Annotated in this window: 16 protein-coding genes; 6 read left to right on the top strand and 10 right to left on the bottom strand. The window is 72.4% G+C overall.

Going from position 1 to position 15012, the window contains the following annotated elements; genetic code table 11:
* A partial coding sequence (locus tag E1284_RS10995) for an alpha-amylase family glycosyl hydrolase (RefSeq protein ID WP_243714396.1) occupies window positions 1–448 on the bottom strand: 448 nt, incomplete at its 3' end.
* Between the two features lie 637 nt (window positions 449–1085).
* On the opposite strand from E1284_RS10995, the gene E1284_RS10990 reads away from it, so the two are divergent.
* Both E1284_RS10990 and E1284_RS10985 read left to right on the top strand, forming a co-directional pair.
* Window positions 1086–1406 (top strand): hypothetical protein, encoded by a 321-nt coding sequence (locus E1284_RS10990; protein ID WP_131938927.1) that lies wholly within the window; start codon window positions 1086–1088, stop codon window positions 1404–1406.
* A gap of 3 nt (window positions 1407–1409) precedes the next feature.
* A complete protein-coding gene (locus E1284_RS10985) occupies window positions 1410–2267 on the top strand; it encodes an STAS domain-containing protein (RefSeq protein WP_131938926.1) in 858 nt (285 codons plus the stop codon).
* Window positions 2268–2283: 16 nt separating this feature from the next.
* Here the strand turns inward: E1284_RS10985 and E1284_RS10980 are convergent, their stop codons facing one another.
* From E1284_RS10980 to E1284_RS10950, 7 genes are all read right to left on the bottom strand, one after another.
* A complete protein-coding gene (locus tag E1284_RS10980; RefSeq protein ID WP_131938925.1) occupies window positions 2284–4404 on the bottom strand; it encodes an alpha-1,4-glucan--maltose-1-phosphate maltosyltransferase in 2121 nt (706 codons plus the stop codon).
* 201 nt (window positions 4405–4605) lie between these two features.
* Window positions 4606–5349: a copper homeostasis protein CutC gene (locus E1284_RS10975; RefSeq protein WP_131938924.1), complete on the bottom strand. Its 744-nt coding sequence runs from the start codon at window positions 5347–5349 to the stop codon at window positions 4606–4608.
* A complete protein-coding gene (locus E1284_RS10970; RefSeq protein WP_131938923.1) occupies window positions 5346–6287 on the bottom strand; it encodes an asparaginase in 942 nt (313 codons plus the stop codon). The genes E1284_RS10975 and E1284_RS10970 overlap by 4 nt, the downstream gene beginning before the upstream one ends.
* Window positions 6288–6296: 9 nt before the next feature.
* On the bottom strand, window positions 6297–7151 hold the full coding sequence (locus E1284_RS10965) for an amino acid ABC transporter permease (protein WP_131938922.1): 855 nt from the start codon (window positions 7149–7151) through the stop codon (window positions 6297–6299).
* Complete coding sequence (locus E1284_RS10960) at window positions 7148–7792, bottom strand: amino acid ABC transporter permease (RefSeq protein ID WP_131938921.1); 645 nt, start codon at window positions 7790–7792, stop codon at window positions 7148–7150. The genes E1284_RS10965 and E1284_RS10960 overlap by 4 nt, the downstream gene beginning before the upstream one ends.
* A gap of 11 nt (window positions 7793–7803) precedes the next feature.
* Window positions 7804–8739 (bottom strand): glutamate ABC transporter substrate-binding protein, encoded by a 936-nt coding sequence (locus E1284_RS10955; RefSeq protein ID WP_131938920.1) that lies wholly within the window; start codon window positions 8737–8739, stop codon window positions 7804–7806.
* 53 nt (window positions 8740–8792) lie between these two features.
* Window positions 8793–9521: an amino acid ABC transporter ATP-binding protein gene (locus E1284_RS10950; RefSeq protein ID WP_131938919.1), complete on the bottom strand. Its 729-nt coding sequence runs from the start codon at window positions 9519–9521 to the stop codon at window positions 8793–8795.
* A 116-nt stretch (window positions 9522–9637) separates the two neighbouring features.
* Between E1284_RS10950 and E1284_RS10945 the strand changes: the two genes are divergently transcribed.
* Window positions 9638–10795 carry an ROK family protein gene (locus tag E1284_RS10945; protein ID WP_207923683.1) on the top strand — a complete coding sequence of 386 codons (1158 nt, stop codon included), beginning with the start codon at window positions 9638–9640 and terminating at the stop codon, window positions 10793–10795.
* A gap of 12 nt (window positions 10796–10807) precedes the next feature.
* Here E1284_RS10945 and E1284_RS10940 read toward each other — a convergent pair whose 3' ends face one another.
* Entirely contained in the window at window positions 10808–11164 is a 357-nt protein-coding gene (locus E1284_RS10940) for an STAS domain-containing protein (protein WP_131938918.1), read from the bottom strand.
* A gap of 333 nt (window positions 11165–11497) precedes the next feature.
* On the opposite strand from E1284_RS10940, the gene E1284_RS10935 reads away from it, so the two are divergent.
* From E1284_RS10935 to E1284_RS10925, 3 genes are all read left to right on the top strand, one after another.
* Window positions 11498–11773: a sulfurtransferase TusA family protein gene (locus tag E1284_RS10935; protein WP_131938917.1), complete on the top strand. Its 276-nt coding sequence runs from the start codon at window positions 11498–11500 to the stop codon at window positions 11771–11773.
* Between the two features lie 98 nt (window positions 11774–11871).
* On the top strand, window positions 11872–13341 hold the full coding sequence (locus tag E1284_RS10930) for a flavin-containing monooxygenase (RefSeq protein WP_131938916.1): 1470 nt from the start codon (window positions 11872–11874) through the stop codon (window positions 13339–13341).
* A 1-nt stretch (window position 13342) separates the two neighbouring features.
* The gene (locus E1284_RS10925) at window positions 13343–14347 is read left to right on the top strand and encodes a transglutaminase-like domain-containing protein (RefSeq protein ID WP_131938915.1); all 1005 of its coding nucleotides are present in this window, start codon (window positions 13343–13345) and stop codon (window positions 14345–14347) included.
* Window positions 14348–14369: 22 nt separating this feature from the next.
* Here E1284_RS10925 and E1284_RS10920 read toward each other — a convergent pair whose 3' ends face one another.
* The gene (locus E1284_RS10920; RefSeq protein ID WP_131938914.1) at window positions 14370–14984 is read right to left on the bottom strand and encodes an FMN-binding negative transcriptional regulator; all 615 of its coding nucleotides are present in this window, start codon (window positions 14982–14984) and stop codon (window positions 14370–14372) included.
* Between the last annotated feature and the right edge of the window lie 28 nt (window positions 14985–15012).

The raw sequence follows: 15012 nt of genomic DNA, 5'->3' as shown, positions 1-15012 counted from the left end.
TCCAGTTGGAGGACTCGGTGTCGACGAAGATGATGCGGGCCTCGGGGTAGCCGGTGTCGTCGTCGGCCCACATGTAGAAGTCCCCGAACGGCCCGTCCGGATCGGTCCGCGACGCCTGGAACCACGGGTGCTGGTCCGAGGTGTGGTTCATCACCAGATCCGCGATCACCCGGATACCGCGCGCATGCGCCTGCTCGATGAGTTCGACGAAATCCCCGAGTTCCCCGAAGTCCGGCAGGATGCTGGTGTAGTTCGCGATGTCGTAGCCGCCGTCTTTGAGCGGTGACTGGTAGATCGGCAGCAGCCACAGGCAGTCGATGCCCAGCCATTGCAGGTGGTCGAGTCTGGAGATCAGGCCGCGCAGGTCGCCGTAGCCGTCGTTGTTGGAGTCGGCGAAGCCCCGCACCGACACCTCGTAGAACACCGCCGTCTTGAACCAGTGGGGCATGCGCGGTGTGTCGTCGTCGAACGGGTCGGGGACGGCCCCGGCGGCGGGCGCCCCGCCCGGTGGCCGGCTCGCGCCGCGGGCGGCTGCGATGTCCGCCTCCGGCGTGGTGACCTCGTCGGACGTGCTGCTGCGGGCGGTGTTCTTCGGCTGGCCGTGCATGGGTCACCCCGGGTGTGTTGGAGACATCTAGATCAGCAATTCCCGTCGCCGGGGCGAGTGACGTTCGCGACAGGCAACCATCCGTAAAAGATTCAGTACGCACCGTGACCATCCGGTCGGTTTCGGGACCGCGGCGCCCCACCCGGCCGGACGTGCGGCGACCCGGCGCGGACGCGTTCCGCGCCGGTGCGGCATCGCGCCGCGGGGCCGTCCCGCGTCCGGACGGTCAGCCCCCGGGCGGGGCCGGGGAATGCGGCGGGAAAGTGGCGCAAAAACCCGGCCGTGCACGGCCCGTTCGCTGGCGCGGCGGCTTCCGAAGACTTGCTTCGCGACGGTTGTGTCATGTCCGTGTTTTTAGGTTCGTCGCTTTTTCTGTCGCAGGCCCCGGGTAGGTCATTTCCAAGCTCAGAACCCGCCTTACCGGCGGGTTCTGATCAGTTCGGACGGAAAGCGTCCGTCCAAAGCGATCGGAGGGACAGTGGAGCGCTGGGAGAAGTCGCCATCGGTCGTACCGACGCGCGATGAGCTCGTAGCGCGGCTGCGCGTTCGCTTCGCCGACATCCCGGCTGAGAACGTGCGCCGCTGCGTCGACGACCTGTGGTGCTGCTGCACCCATCTCGGGGTGCGGCCCGAGGAACGGACCATCGAGCGCCTCGCGGCGTCCCGGCTGACGGGCGTCGTGCGCGGCGGCCGGCCGCCCTATCCGGACGGCCGGACGGTGGCCAGACCGCCCGGCTCCACCCTGACCGCCCCGCCCCGGCCCGCGCGCGCGGCCGCCAGAACCCCGATCGGGATGTGACGTATGAAGGACACGACCGTGCCGGGCCTGAGCATCGAGACCCGGCGAGGGTTCATCGTGCTGAGCCTGCCCGCGCAGATCAGCTGGCAGAACTACGCGGGCATCCGCGAGGGCGTGAGCAAGGCCCTCGCGCTGGCCGCCGGGACGCAGGCGGGCGGCGGCCCCGCCCGGGGACGGCGGCGCACCTGCGTCGTCGTCGACTTCGGTGACGCGGTGCTGCTCGACGCGGCCGGGCTCGTCCTGCTGGCCCGCGCCGAGACGCGCGCGCAGCTGCTCGGCTGCCCGCTGCGCGCCGTGGTGCCCGCCCTGTCCGCGCACGTGCGGCGGGCGCTGCACCTGACGGGGCTGGCGCAGCTCGTCCCGGTGTTCCCGGACGTCGCGTCGGCGACCGGCACGCCCGTCCCGGCGGGGACGGCGCGCGATGTCGACACCACCCACGTGCTGGACGCGATCCGCGCCCTTCACCCGGGGGACGCCGGGCTCACCCCGACGCCGCCGGCGCCGTCCGAGCTGATGATCACCACGACGGGGGCCGGCGACGGGGACCACACGGTCGTGCACCTGTCGGGGGTGCTGGACGAGGTGACGGTGCCGCGGCTCGGGGAGACGCTGACGACGCTGGTCGAGGGCAACCTGCGGCACCTGATGGTGCGGATGCACGAGCGCCTCGGGATCCGCTGCGACCCGCTGCCGATCCTGCTCGGCATCCGCTGGCGGGTCGCCGCCGAGGGCGGCTGCCTGGCGCTGCCCGCGCTGCCGGCCCGGCTCCGCGAGATCATCGACCGGGAGGGCCTCGGCTCGGTGTTCACCGGCTGCCGGTCCATCGAGGACCGCCTGCTCGGCGGCGCCGGACCGGCCTGACGGCCCGGCCGCGGGCTCAGCTCCCGCTCGGGCGCCGCCGGTTCCGGGCGGGCCGCGGCGAGGCCCGGCGCGACCTCGCGGTCGTCCCGTCCGCCCCGGCCATGGTCCCGTCGGACCGGCGGCTCCCACCGGCCCGCACACGTCCGCCGTTCCGCTGGAACGTGAGGATGTGTGCGGGCCTCGTGCGCGGGTCGAGCCGGACGTAGTTGGCCTGGGTCCAGGTGTAGGTGGCGCCGTCGAGTTCGTCGGTGACGGTGTGGGGGTGGTGGGGGTCGTCGGGCAGGCCGAGGGCGGGCAGGTCGAGGTGGACGGTGGCTTCGCGGGGCTGGTGGGGGTTGAGGTTGACCACGGCGAGCACGACGTCGTCCATGTGGCGTTTGGAGAAGGCCAGGAGTTCGGGTTGGTCGATGTGGTGGAAGTGCAGGTTGCGGAGTTGCTGGAGGGCGGGGTGGGTGTTGCGGAGGGTGTTGAGCCGGGTGATCAGTGGGGCGATGGTGGTGGCGTCGCGGTCGGCGGTGTCCCAGTCGCGGGGCCGGTACTGGTATTTCTCCGAGTCGCGGTATTCCTCGCTGCCGGGGCGGACGGGGGTGTTCTCGCACAGTTCGTAGCCGGAGTAGATGCCCCAGGTGGGTGAGAGCAGGGCGGCGAGGACGGCGCGGATCTCGAACGCGGGCCGGCCGCCGTGCTGGAGGTATTCGTTGAGGATGTCGGGGGTGTTGGTGAACAGGTTGGGTCGCATGTAGGCGGCGGCGGGGCCGGTGAGTTCGGTGAAATATTCGGTGAGTTCGTCGGCGGCGTTGCGCCAGGTGAAGTAGGTGTAGGACTGGTGGAACCCGGTTTTGGCCAGGGTGTGCATCATGGCGGGGCGGGTGAAGGCCTCGGCCAGGAAGAGGACGTCGGGGTCGGTGGTGTTGATGTCGGCCAGGAGCCGTTCCCAGAACGCGACGGGTTTGGTGTGGGGGTTGTCGACGCGGAAGATCCGCACGCCGTGGTCCATCCAGTGGTGCAGGAGGCGTTTGACCTCGGTGTAGAGGCCGTCGGGGTCGTTGTCGAAGTTGAGGGGGTAGATGTCCTGGTACTTCTTGGGCGGGTTCTCGGCGTAGGCGATGGTGCCGTCGGCGCGGGTGGTGAACCATTCGGGGTGCTCGCGGACCCAGGGGTGGTCGGGGGAGCATTGCAAGGCCAGGTCCAGGGCTACTTCCAGGCCGTGGTCGGCGGCGTAGGCGACGAAGGCGTCGAAGTCTTCCAGGGTGCCCAGGTCGGGGTGGATCGCGTCGTGGCCGCCGTCGGGTGAGCCGATGGCCCAGGGGGAGCCGGGGTCGTAGGGGCCGGCGTCCAGGGTGTTGTTGGGGCCTTTGCGGTGGGTGGTGCCGATGGGGTGGATCGGGGGGAGGTAGACCACGTCGAAGCCCATGTCGGCGATCGCGGGCAGCCGTTTCATCGCGGTGCGGAAGGTGCCCGAGGTCGGCCCCCGCCGCCCCATCGGATCGAACGAGGCCCCTTCGGAGCGGGGGAAGAACTCATACCACGCCCCGTACAGGGCGCGCTGGCGGTGCACCACCAGCGGGTACCAGTCCGACACGGTCAACAGATCCCGCAGCGGATGACGCTCCAACACGTCCAGCACGGTCGGGGCACTGGCCGCGGCGAGCCGTTCGAGCACGTCCACGTCCTCGTCCGGCAGGAGCCGCGTGAGCCGGGTCAGGACGCGGCGGTCCTTCGCCGGCACCTCGCGCGCGGCCCGCGTGAACAGCGCCGCGCCCTCGGCGAGCATGAGTTCGACGTCCTGGCCGCGCGGCACCTTGATCTGCGCGTCATGCCACCAGTGCGCGATCGGATCGCCCCACGCCTCCACCCGGAACGACCACGACCCCAGCTCCGTCGGCGTCACCCGCGCCGACCACCGGTCCAGACCGACCCCGACCTCGGCCATCCGCTGCCCCGGCAGCTCCTCGCCATCGGGCGTCCGCAGCACCACCGCCGCACCCAGCATCTCGTGCCCCTCACGGAACACCGTCGCCGACACCTCGACCGTCTCACCCACCACGGCCTTCGCCGGCCACCGGCCACACCCCACCACCGGTGCCACGTCCAGGATCGGAATGCGACCGAGCTCGCCCTCCAGCTTCACCTGCATGTGCCCGCTCCCGCTCGTCGGCGCCGTCCCCCGTCTTCGGTCCCAGACATCCATGCCCCGTCCGCAACCCGCGGCCATCTCCGCCACCACAAGATCATGTAAAGAACTGCCGTGCCAGGGGGAGCGATGCCCCGAATGCGCGAGATCCCGGCAGGTCGCACCTGCCGGGATCTCGTCCCCCCCCGGGCCCGCTCGGCCGGGCTAGCCGGCCGCGCGGATGACCGAGTCGACGCCGGCGGCGGTCGTGACGAGCCGCCGGTACTCCGGCTGCCGCAGCTCGCCGCCCATGAACGGGTACGGGTTGCGGTGCACGGCCGGGCTCGGCTGCTCGCTCAGCGCGGCGAAGTGGATCTCGCGGGCGCCGGTCGCCGCGACGACCCGGGCCACGTTCCGGTCGGTGACGCCGCCGCCGGGCATGACGATGATGCGGTCGCCCGCGCGCCGCACCAGCTCGGCGATCAGCGGCGCGCCCTCCAGCACGCTCACGTCCTGCCCGGAGGTGAGGACGCGGTCGACGCCCAGTCCGATGAGCTCCTCCAGCGCGGCGAACGGGTCGGCGGCCATGTCGAAGGCGCGGTGGAAGGTGACGGGCAGGCCGCCGGCCGCCGCGAGGAGCCGCTCGACGACGGGCCGGTCGATCGCGCCCGCCGGGGTCAGCGCGCCGATCACCACGCCGTGCGCGCCGGCCTCGCGGATGAGCGCGACGTCGTGCTCCATCGCCGCGACCTCGTGCTCGTCGAAGATGAAGTCGCCGCCGCGCGGGCGGACGATGACGTTCACCTTGATGGACGACACGGCGGCGAGCGCCGCGCGGACCGTGCCCAGGGTCGGGGTGAGCCCTCCCTCGAACAGCGCCGCGCACAGCTCGACGCGGTGCGCGCCCGCCTTCTCGGCGGCGATGGCGCCCGCGACGCTGTCGATGCAGATCTCGTAGGTGAGGCTCACTGACGTCCTTCCTCGGTGGTGCGGATCTCGCCGACCGGGCGTCCGCCGCCGAGCACGGGGACGGCGCCCAGCGCGCCGGCGGGTCCGGTGTCGGCGCCGAGCGCGGCGAGCGCGCGCAGCGCGATGGCGGTGGTGGCGCGGGGGCTGCCGTCGATGACCTTCACCGCGACGGCGCGGCCATCGGCGGTCGCGGCGATGAACACGCCCTCCGCGCCGCCCTTGGCGAGGGTGCCGGGCAGCGCCCGCATGAACTCGGTGTTGGCGTGGCCGGTCCCGCCGACGTACTCGGGGTGGGCGCGCATGGCGTCCGCGACCGGGCGCGACCCCTCGGACAGGACGAGGGAGCGGGCGGCCCGCGCGAGACCGGTCAGCGTGAGGCCGAACAGCGGCGCGCCGCAGCCGTCCACCGCGACGGGCGCCGGCTCCTCGCCGGCCGCGTCCGCCATGACCTGCCGCACCGCCCGCTGGAGCGGGTGCGACGGGTCGAGGTAGGTGTCGACCGGCCAGCCGTTCGCGACGCAGGCGGCGAGCATGGCGGCGTGCTTGCCGGAGCAGTTCATCCGGACTCGCGATTCGCCCTCGCCCGCCCGGATGAGCGCGGCCCTCGTCGCCTCGTCCTCCGGCCAGGACGGCGGGCACCGCAGGGCGTCCACGCCCAGGCCGGCGTCCGCGAGGATCGCCTCCACCGTCTTGACGTGGAAGTCCTCGCCGGTGTGGCTGCCCGCCGCGATCGCGAGCCGCTCGCCCGCCAGCGGCGCGCCCGCCCACAGGCACGCCAGGGCCTGGAACGGCTTGGTGGTGGAGCGCGGCAGGACCGTCTCCTCCGGGTTGCCGCGCGCGTGGGCGAGGGTGCCGTCCGGGGCGAGCCCGGCGACGCTGCCGTAGTGGCGGCTCTCGGCGAAGCCGTTCCGGACGACCTCGGCCAGCACTTCGTACATCACTTTCCCTCAGGGTTTCGCGGTGGGGACGGCCTCGCGGACGGCCCGCGAGGGACGGGTGCGCTGCCGCGCCTCCAGCGTCCGCGCGAGCTTGGCCAGCGACGCGTTGATGACCAGGTAGATCAGCGCGACCACCAGGTAGGTCTGGATGAGCAGGTGGTTGTAGTTGGCGAGGACCTTGCCGCTGTAGAGCAGCTCGGCGTAGCTGACGACGTACCCGAGCGAGGTGTCCTTGAGCAGCCCGGCGGACTGGCTGACCAGCGACGGCAGCACCCGCCGCGCCGCCTGCGGCAGCACGATCAGCCGCATCGCCCGGCCGCGCGTCAGGCCGAGCGCGAGGCCCGCCTCCAGCTGGCCGCGCTCCACCGACCGGATCCCGGCCCGGAAGATCTCCGCGAACGCGGCGGCGTTGGACACCGACAGCGGCACGACGAGCTTCCAGAACAGCGGCAGGTCGACCCCGTACTTCGGCAGCGCGAACAGCACGACGTAGACCAGCAGCAGCGCCGGGATCGTCCGGACGATCTCGACATAGGCGGCGGCCGGGACGCGCAGCCAGCGCGACGGCGACACCCGCCCGAGCGCGAGCAGGATGCCCGCCGCCATCGACAGCGCGATCGACACGACCGCGGCGTACAGCGTGGAGCGCAGGCCCTCCAGCAGGTACCGCCACATGACCCAGGTGCCGTACGGGCGCCAGCGGTCGGCGGCGAGCTGGCCGTTGTCGGCGAACTGCCGCAGCGCGAGCGCGACGAGGACGGCCCCGGCGAGCACGGTCAGCGCGGTCGTGATCCGGATGCGCCGCCGGGCGCGCGGGCCCGGCTCGTCGAACAGCAGCCGCGCGGAACTCCCCTTGCCGCTCATCGCAGGATCGCCAGCTTCCGTTCCAGACCGCCGGTGACGAGGCCGAACACCCCCGACAGCGCCATGTACATCAGGCCCGCCGTCACGAAGATCCAGATCGGCTGGGCCTCGGCGAGGTTGACCTGGTTCGCGGCGGCGGTCAGCTCGACCACGCCGACCGCCGCCGCGAGCGCGGTGTTCATCAGCGTCATGATCGCGATGTTGCCGAGCGGCTGGACGACCGTCCGCAGCGCCTGCGGGAGGACGACCAGCCGCAGCGACTGGACGAACGTCAGCCCGAGGGCCCGGGCGGCCTCGCCCTGGCCGGCCGGCACCGCGTTGATCCCGGACCGGATCGCCTCGGCCGTGTACGCCCCCTGGTAGAGGGCGATGACGACGGCCGAGGTGGTGAACAGCCCGGCGATCACCCCGATCTCGGGGAGCCCGAACACGGCGATGACCAGCCAGACCAGCAGCGGGATGTTCTGCAGGACCTCGACGTAGGCCATCCCGGCGGCGCGCAGCACGCGCACCGGGCTGACCCGCATCGCGGCGACGAGGATCCCGGCGGCGAGCGCGCCGGCGAGCGACAGCAGCGTCAGCTCGACGGTGAGCAGCAGCCCGTCGCCGAACTCCCCGAGGTGGTCGGTGATGACGTCCATCGGAGGGGGACTTACTCCGAGCCGGGCGCGGAGCCGATCGCGGGCGGCTGCGGGGCCTCACCCTGGACGACCGTGCCGATCGAGTTCTTCCAGACCTTCGCCCACAGCCCCGACTTCTGGATCTCGGTGAGCCAGTCGTTGACGAACTGCTTCATCTGGGCGTCGCCGTGCTTGAGTCCGATCCCGTACGGGTCGCTGGTGAACGGCTTGCCCTGGATCTGGATGGACGGGTCCTGCTCGGCGGTCGCGAGCAGCACCGCCTCGTCCTGGACGTAGGCGTCGCCGCGGCCCTGCTTGAGCGCCTGGACGCACTCGGGGTCGCTGCCGAACGTGACGATCTTCGCGTCCGGGGCGACCTTCTTGATCGCCGGGATCGCCGGGGTGTTGGCGCCCGCGATGATCGTCTTGCCCTTGAGGTCGTCCGGGCCCGTGATGCCCGTCGTGTCCTTCTTGGTGGCGATGACCAGGCCGGAGCTGTAGTACGGCCCGGCGAACGCGACCTGCTCGGCGCGTTCCGGCGTGATGCTGTAGGTCTGGAAGACCACGTCCACCGTGCCGTTGGACAGCAGCGCCTCGCGCGTCTCGGACGCCGAGTTGACGATCTTCACGTTCGGCTTGCCGATGATGTACTTGGCGAGCAGCCGGCCGAAGTCGGCGTCCAGGCCCTCGACCTTCTTGGTCGCCGGGTTCTGCTGCGACAGCAGCGGGGCGTCCAGCGAACCGCCCACGACCAGCTCGCCGCGCTGCTTGATCTTCTCCATGGTGGAGCCGGCCGGGATGTCCGCCGCGACCGGCGCCGAGGCGAGCAGGTCGTCGGTCGCGCCGCCGCCGGCGCCGGGCACGGCCGAGTCGGAGTCGCCGCCGGAGCAGGCCGCCAGGCCCGTCAGCGACAGCGCGGCGACCGCGGCCACCGCCGCCCGCCGCAGCCCCGCAGGGGTACGCACCATGATCATCAACCTTTCTCGGGTGGCGCGCCATGGGCGGCGCGCCGGGGGTGCCACTAGTGGCTGAGGACCTTGGCCAGGAAGTCCCGGGCCCGGTCGGTGGCGGGGGAGTCGAAGAAGGCGGCCGGGGTGCCGGTCTCGACGACCTCGCCGTCCGCCATGAACACGACGCGGTCGGCGACCTTGCGGGCGAACCCCATCTCGTGCGTGACGACGACCATCGTCATGCCGTCGCGGGCGAGGCCGGTCATCACGTCGAGGACCTCGCCGACCATCTCAGGGTCGAGCGCGGACGTCGGCTCGTCGAACAGCATCGCCTTCGGCCGCATCGCGAGCGCGCGGGCGATCGCGGCGCGCTGCTGCTGGCCGCCGGACAGTTGCGCGGGCAGCTTGTCCGCCTGCTCGCCGATGCCGACGCGGTCGAGCAGCTCGCGCCCGCGCTCGTCCGCCTCGGCGCGCGACAGCCCGCGCACCCGCGTGGGCGCGAGCGTCATGTTCTGCAGGACGGTCTTGTGCTGGAACAGGTTGAACGACTGGAAGACCATGCCGACGTCGGCGCGCAGCCGGGCGAGGGCGCGCCCCTCGGCGGGCAGCTCCTCGCCGTCGATGCGGATCACGCCTTCGTCCGGCGTCTCCAGCCGGTTGAGGCACCGGCAGAGCGTCGACTTGCCCGACCCGGACGGGCCGATCACCACGACGACCTCGCCGTGCGCGACGTCCAGATCGACGTCGTGCAGGGCGGTGTGCCCGCCGAAGCGCTTGCTGAGGCCGCGCACCTCGATCATTCGGTCACCTACGATCCAACTTCCTTCGAAATCGAAGCCAAGTCGGACGATAGTTCGTCAAATCGATGTAAGTCAACGCGTTGCTGTACCAAGTTCGCGCATGCTATCTATCTGTGGTGCGCAACAAGGGAGACGACGGACCGGCGGCGCTCGTGCGGCTGGTGGCGACCGGCCGGGCGGAGTCGCGGGCCGAGCTCGCCCGGCTGTCCGGGCTCGCCGCCTCCAGCGTCTCGCTGCGGGTCGAGCAGCTCATCGCGGCCGGCCTGTTCGCCGAGGAGGGCGCCGGGGCCTCGCGCGGGGGCCGGCGGCCCCGCCGCCTCCGGCTCGCCCGGGAGGCGGGCGTCTTCCTCGTCGCCGACCTCGGCGCGCACCACGCCCGGCTCGCCGCCGCCGACCTCGCCGGGACGCCGCTCGCGGTGTCCGACCTCGCCTGCGACATCGCCGTCGGGCCCGAGGAGACGCTGACCGCGGTCACCCGGAGCCTGCGCGGCCTCGCCCGCGAGCACGGGCTGGCGGACGTCCCCGTCCGCGGCATCGGCATCGGCCTGCCCGGACCGGTCGACCCCGCGACCGGCCAGGTCGTCTCACCGTCCCGGATGCCGGGCTGGAACGACTTCCCCGTCCGCGACTTCGTGACCCGGCACGCCGGCGTCCCCGTCCTGGTCGAGAACGACGCCAACCTCATGGCCGTCGGGGAGCACCGCGCGTCCTGGCCGTCCCTGGACAACCTGATGGTCATCAAGCTCGGCAGCGGCATCGGCTGCGGCGTCATCGTGGACGGCCGGCTGCACCGGGGCCGCGGCGCCGCCGGCGACATCAGCCACGTGCGGATCCTGTCCGAGGCGACCGTCGACTGCTCCTGCGGCCACCCCGACTGCCTGGAGGCCCACGCCAGCGGAGCCGCGCTCGCCGCGTCCCTCGCCGGGCACGGCATCGCGGTGGAGCATCCGTCCGAGATCGTCGACCTCGTCGCCGACGGCGTCCCGCAGGCCACCAGCGCCGTGCGCACCGCGGGCCGGCTCATCGGGGACGTGCTGACCGGCCTCGTGAACTTCTTCAACCCGGACGCGCTCGTCATCGGCGGCAGCCTGTCCAACGCCGAACCGCTCGTCGCCACCATCCGGGGCGTCATCTACGAGCGCTGCCTGCCCCTCGCCACCCGCAACCTGGAGATCGCCACGTCCCGCGCGGGCCGCGACGCCAGCGTGCTCGGCGCGGGGCAGCTGATGCTGGAGAACTCCGACGCATGGATCGACCGCGTCCTCGAACGCTGACCAGGGCGCGGGTCAGCCGTGCGCGGCGATCGCCTCGCGCGCCGTCGTCACGTCCGGCGCGATCGCGACGCGGCGCTGCAGCCCGGCGACGTCGGACACCCGGCGGACGAGGCCGCGCGGCGGGAGCACCACCCACATGGGGACGCCGAGTTCGCTCGCCCGCATCTGCGACCGGGTGATGACGTTGAGCCCGTTGGAGTCGCAGAACGCGCAGTCGGTGAGGTCGAGGATCAGGGCCGGTGCCCCGGAGTCGAGGAGCCGAATGGCCTGCGCGAGGATCTCCTCGCCGTTGCTCAGGTCGACCTCGTCGGGGAACGTCAGCGTCCCGCAGGTCTGCGTGATCTCCACCCGCGCTGCTCCGAGATCCATGGTTCGCCCCAAAGTCGGTTTCCTCACCTGAGTGACAACGGGGGGTACTTCACTGCGACTGTAAGCGTTGATCCTGGACGAAACCTCAAAGGAAGGGTCAAGTCTAGGACGTCCCTCCCTCATATCGGGGACGGACGCGTTCCCTGGCGTTTCATCCTGTTCTGTCGCTTTTGAACGCCCGGATATCACGCCCACCTCCGGTGCGCCCGGGCGCCGTCCCGAGGGGGAGGGGAGGACGGTCGTGTGCCCCTGTCTGCTGATATGTCGTGGCAAAGCCCTATATTTCACCCTGTGGGCTGCCAGAACCGGGGTGTGAGTGAGCGGGGTGCGGGAGTGAGCGCGGAGCCGGTGGTGATCGACGGCGGCGACCGCTCCTGCGTGCGCCTCCTGCTGGAGTTGCGGGCGCATCTCGCGGAGCTCGCGCCCGGCACGGTCGTCCACCTGATGGCCGCCGATCCGGCGGCTCCCCTCGACCTTCCCGCATGGTGCCATCTGACCGGGCACGTCTACCTCGGCCCCGTCGCGCAGGCGCCGACCCCCACCTACGCCCTCCGGGTCAGCGCCGACCCCCGTCCCACGTCCCCGGAATCGCCCTGGCGGCCGCGCTGACCCGACGGCCGGGCGAGGTCGCCGGGGTCTCGTCCGCGGCACTATTGGCGGGTCGCCAATGAGAGGTTAGGGTGGCATGGGCGTTGAAGGGACGTGCCATGGGCGGACCGTCGGTCGCGATCGTGGGGAGCGGGTTCAGCGGGCTGGGACTCGCCATCGGCCTGAAGCGCGCGGGCCTCACCGGCTTCACCGTGTTCGAGCGGGCCGGGGACGTCGGCGGGGTGTGGCGCGAGAACACCTACCCGGGCGCCGCCTGCGACGCGCCGTCGCACCTGTACTCCTACTCCTTCGAGCCGAAGCACGACTGGTCGCGCAGGTTCGCGCCGCAGCCGGAGATCCTCGACTACCTGCGGGCGTGCGCCCGCAAGTACGGCGTCATGGAGCACATGGCGTTCGGCACGGAGATCACCGCCGCCGAGTTCGACGCCGGGTCCGGCCGGTGGACCCTGCGGACCGCCGGCGGGGAGACCCGCGAGGCGGACGTGCTCGTCTCCGCGTGCGGGCAGCTCAGCCGGCCGTCCGTCCCCGACATCCCGGGCCTGGAGTCGTTCGGCGGCACCGTCTTCCACTCCGCGGAGTGGGACCACGGCCGCGACCTCTCCGGACGCGAGATCGCCGTCGTCGGCAACGGGGCGAGCGCCGTCCAGTTCGTCCCGCGGATCGCGCCGGAGGCGGCCAGGCTGACCGTGTTCCAGCGCGAACCGCAGTGGGTGGGCTGGAAGTGGGACCGCCGCTACCCCCGCGCCCGGTCCTGGCTCAACCGCCGCGTCCCCGTCCTGCAGCGGCTGTCCCGGCTCGGGGTCTTCGTCTGGTTCGAGGTGCTGCTCAACCCGATGCTGATCTCGCCGCGCGGACGCCGGGTGCTGTCGGCGCACATCCGCGCGCTCTGCCGCACCACGCGGTGGTCGGTGCGCGACAAGGAGATGCGCAGGAACCTGACGCCCGACTACGAGCTGGGCTGCAAGCGCGTCCTGGTCTCCAGCGACTACTACCGCTCCCTCAACCTGCCGCACGTGGACGTCGTCACCAGCGCGATCGTCAAGGTCACCCCGGACGCGGTCGTCACCGCCGACGGGAGGTCGCATCCGGCCGACACCATCATCATGGGCACCGGCTTCCGGTCGCACGGCTTCGTCGCGCCGATGCGCGTCACGGGACTGGACGGCCGCGCGCTGGAGGACGCCTGGCGGGACGGGCCGCGCGCCTACCTCGGCCTGGCCGTCGCCGGTTTCCCGAATTTCTTCCTGATGTACGGGCCCAACACCAACGTCGGTTCCGGGTCGGTGGTACACATGCTGGAGAGCCAGATCGCCTACATCGTGCAGGCCGTTCGTGCGCTGCGCGACCCGGAGGTGCTGTACATGGACGTCCGCGAGGGCGTGCTCTCCGCGTTCGACGAGCGCCTCCAGCGCCGCCTCGGCCGGACGGTCTGGAACGCCGGCGGCTGCGGCAGCTGGTACCTGCGGGGCGACGGCCGCAACGCCAGCAACTGGCCGGGCTCGATGCTCGACTACCGCCGCCGCACCCGCCGCCTCGACCCGTCCGACTACCGCTTCGTGCAGCGCTGACATGGCCCGTGCCGCCGCTCACCCCCTGCTGCGCACGCTCGACGGCATCCTCGTCATCCCCCCGGAGCACCGCCGTCCCGACACCGGCCGGGCCGAGGCCGCCGCGATGCTCGCCTGCGACGACCGCACGCTGTCCGACCTGATCCGGCACGGGCTCCCGGCCACCGGCGACCGCGGCCGCGAACGGCTCGACTCCCGCGACATCTTCAACCTGGCCCTGTACTCCGGCTCCGGGCGCACCGGGATCGAGCGGGGCGTCGCGGCCGCCCTGGGCTGGACCCGCTCGTCCTGCGAGGACCTCATGGCGCCCCGCATGTCCCGGTTCGAGCTGCGGGTCGCCTGCGGCGCCCCCGACGGCTGCGCCCCCGGCGCCCGCAACACCCTCGCCCGGCCGCGGACCGGCGCGTACGGCGGGAAGGTCCGCCAGGTCCGCGCGCATCCGGCGGGCGCGGCGCGCAACGTCCCCGCCGGGACGTCGGCGACCGCCCGCGCGTCCGGCCCCGCGCTCACCCTGTCCGCCGTCCTGCGGACGGTCGGCGACTGCCCGGTGCTGCGCTCGCCCGCGCTCCGCGCGATCCTGCGCGAGTTCATGGGCGCGGAGCTGCGCTGGCTGCGCCTCCCCGAGGCGATGCGCAACGACGAGTCCCTCATCCCGCGCGGGTTCGCGAGCTGCGGCTCCGCCAGCCGCTACATCGCCCGCCTCTGCCGCGAGGAGGGCATCCCCGCGACGACGCGGATCGGCTGGCTGGTCGGCCTGCCCGACCTCGTGCACGCCTGGGTGGAGGTCGAGGACGAGGACGGCGCCACCAAGGTCATCGACCCGACGTTCGTGCTGCTCTCGGAGGTGGTCCCGGGCGCCAACCCGATGCTCCGCGACCCCGGCATCGCGTTCCGCACGAACCGCCTCATCCCGACCGCGCTGGGCGTGGGCGCCGACGTCGCGTCCCACACCTGCGCCGCCGGCCACGTCCCCCACGTCACCACGACTCTCGACCTGCTGGGCTGAGGGAGACGCGCCGGCGAGGGGGCTAGGCGTCGCGGACGGCCTCGGCCATCGTGGTGTCGCCCTCGGCCAGGTAGCCGTCCACGACCCCGGCGCGGTCGGCCTCCGGCCGGTTCTGGCTCATCTTCGCCTTGGCCTCGATCCGGGTGATGACCAGTTCCAGGCCGACGATCGCGCGCAACTGGCCCGCGATGTAGCTCGGCGGGGCGTCGTCCACCGACCACGAGGGTTCGCGGCCGCTCTCGTGGCGCTCGGTCAGGCGGCGCACCATCGACTCCACCCAGGCGGGGTCGTCGTGGACGACGAGCCGGCCGTAGACGTGCGCGGTCAGGTAGTTCCACGTCGGCACCGCGCGCCCGTGCTCGCGCTTGGACGGGTACCAGGACGGCGACACGTACGCGTCCGGGCCGTGCAGGATGAACAGTGACTCTCCGGCGGCGGGCTCGCGCCACTGGTCGTTGTTGCGGGCGACGTGCGCCAGGATCGCGCCGTGCTCGCCCGCCGACGGGTCGTAGAGGACGGGCAGGAACGTGGCGATGAGCCCCCGCGGCGTGCTCGTCACCAGGTCGGCCGCGTCGCACCCGGCCAGCAGCTCCCGGACCTCGGCGTCGCCTGCGGAGAAATGCGCCGGAACGTACATGGACGCGACGCTACACCCGGCGTTGTCG

The sequence above is a fragment of the Actinomadura bangladeshensis genome (assembly GCF_004348335.1).
GTDB lineage: Bacteria > Actinomycetota > Actinomycetes > Streptosporangiales > Streptosporangiaceae > Spirillospora > Spirillospora bangladeshensis.
This window is presented reverse-complemented; position numbering and strand designations above follow the sequence as displayed.

Bases quoted from the DNA above. Each gene is read 5' to 3' on its own strand.
- E1284_RS10980 (WP_131938925.1), bottom strand. From the start codon at position 4,404: ATGCAGGTGAAGCTGGAGGGCGAGCTCGGTCGCATTCCGATCCTGGAC.
- E1284_RS10930 (WP_131938916.1), top strand. From the start codon at position 11,872: ATGGGCGGACCGTCGGTCGCGATCGTGGGGAGCGGGTTCAGCGGGCTG.
- E1284_RS10985 (WP_131938926.1), top strand. From the start codon at position 1,410: ATGAAGGACACGACCGTGCCGGGCCTGAGCATCGAGACCCGGCGAGGG.
- E1284_RS10950 (WP_131938919.1), bottom strand. From the start codon at position 9,521: ATGATCGAGGTGCGCGGCCTCAGCAAGCGCTTCGGCGGGCACACCGCC.
- E1284_RS10960 (WP_131938921.1), bottom strand. From the start codon at position 7,792: ATGGACGTCATCACCGACCACCTCGGGGAGTTCGGCGACGGGCTGCTG.
- E1284_RS10970 (WP_131938923.1), bottom strand. From the start codon at position 6,287: ATGTACGAAGTGCTGGCCGAGGTCGTCCGGAACGGCTTCGCCGAGAGC.
- E1284_RS10965 (WP_131938922.1), bottom strand. From the start codon at position 7,151: ATGAGCGGCAAGGGGAGTTCCGCGCGGCTGCTGTTCGACGAGCCGGGC.
- E1284_RS10955 (WP_131938920.1), bottom strand. From the start codon at position 8,739: ATGGTGCGTACCCCTGCGGGGCTGCGGCGGGCGGCGGTGGCCGCGGTC.
- E1284_RS10925 (WP_131938915.1), top strand. From the start codon at position 13,343: ATGGCCCGTGCCGCCGCTCACCCCCTGCTGCGCACGCTCGACGGCATC.
- E1284_RS10920 (WP_131938914.1), bottom strand. From the start codon at position 14,984: ATGTACGTTCCGGCGCATTTCTCCGCAGGCGACGCCGAGGTCCGGGAG.
- E1284_RS10940 (WP_131938918.1), bottom strand. From the start codon at position 11,164: ATGGATCTCGGAGCAGCGCGGGTGGAGATCACGCAGACCTGCGGGACG.